The 1,649-nt window shown below is 64.1% G+C and carries 1 pseudogene; it reads left to right on the top strand.

The annotated features are described in order from the left end of the window. Nucleotides 1-132: 132 nt before the first annotated feature. Nucleotides 133-1,172, top strand: a pseudogene (locus tag ACX80X_RS21155) (integrase core domain-containing protein); the annotation flags it as partial. Nucleotides 1,173-1,649 lie beyond the last annotated feature (477 nt).

The following is a 1,649-nucleotide window of genomic DNA, read 5'->3' on the forward strand; positions in this document are numbered from 1 at the left end:
TGTTATGTCGCAGGACATCGGTGACAGTTCTGCCTCAGGACAATAGTGACACTTCGGCCTTTCTTGGTGGTGACACTTCCAGAGGGTTAACGCGGCTTTGAGCGGCAGGGCGCGGGGCATGAAGAATGACTGGTGAATAAGAATGAGCCTGTCGATGCCCGTATCCGCCTTGCGATCGCCCAGTGGCCCGATGACGCGCCGCGCGGGTCCGTCACCTCGTTCTGCGTCGAGCATGGCATCACCCGCAAGACGTTCTACGCGATCCGTGCCAGGGCACGGAACGAGGGCCAGGCCGCAGCCCTGGAGCCGCGCTCACGCCGCCCGAAGACCTCGCCCACGAAACTCACCGAGGCCCTCAAACAAGAAGCGCTGAACGTGCGTGCCGCCCTGGAATCCTCCGGACTGGACCACGGGCCGATCAGCGTGCACGACAAGATGGTGTCCCTGAAAATGCAGGCCCCGTCCGTGGCCTCCCTGGCACGGATCTTCCGGGAAAAGAACGTGGCACGGCTCGAACCAAAGAAGAAGCCCCGGGCCGCATACCGCCGGTTCGTCTACCCCGCCCCGAACGCCTGCTGGCAGCTGGACGCCACCGAATACGTCCTCAGCGGCGGACGCAAGTGCGTGATCTTCCAGCTGCAGGACGACCATTCCCGCCTCGCATTGGCCACCCACGTGGCGGGCGGGGAAACTAGCGAGGCGGCCCTGACGGTCGTCAAGAAGGGCATCGCCGCCCGCGGGGTACCTCAAAGGATCCTCACCGACAACGGAGTGGCCCTAAATCCCTCACGCCGCGGATGGGAAGGACAGCTGGTCACCTACGTGACCTCGCTCGGCGTCGAGCCGATTACCGGCAAACCGTACAAGCCGACCACCCAGGGCAAGAACGAGCGGTTCCATCAAACCCTGTTCAGGTGGCTGGACAAGCAGCCCTTCGCCCGGTCCCACGCAGAGCTGCAGGCCCAGGTCGACCGTTTCGACCAGATATACAACACCGAGCGCCCGCATCAGGGACTGCCGGGGCGCATCACCCCGCAGCAGTCCTGGGACGCCACGGTCATCGCCGAGGCGCCGAGGCCGAAACCCGTTCCGGTTCTTCCCGAGCCCCAGGGCCCAGGCCCGGTGTTCCCGCTGGTGGGTGCCGTCGAAGCAGCGCCCGACCCCGCCGGCGACACGGCCGGGAGTATCTCAATGAACCAGCAACCAGAAGCACCTCCGGAGGCGGCACCAAGCACGATCACCGGGAGTATCTCAATGAACCAGCAACCAGAAGCACCTCCGGAGGCGGCACCAAGCACGATCACCGGCAGCATCGCCCATCCGGCAACCACTGGCAGCCGAAAACTGCGGGTCTATCCCAACGGCGTCGTCAACATCGGCAGAACACTGTTCTCCTTGACCACGGCGATGGGCGGCCGCATCGTCATCGCCGACTGGGACGCCGAGGGTATCGTCTTCGTCAGCACCGAGGGGGAAATCATCGTGGAGTACCTCTGGCCCCCGGAAGGCACTGCCTACATGGGCATCAGCAAGGCACGCGCCCGCTTCCGAAAATAGCCGCAGACAGGGGACCGTCACCGATGTCCGGAGACATGGAGTGTCACCATTGTCCTGAGGCAGAACTGTCACCGATGTTTCGAGACATCACA

Source organism: Pseudarthrobacter sp. MDT3-1 (assembly GCF_054510755.1).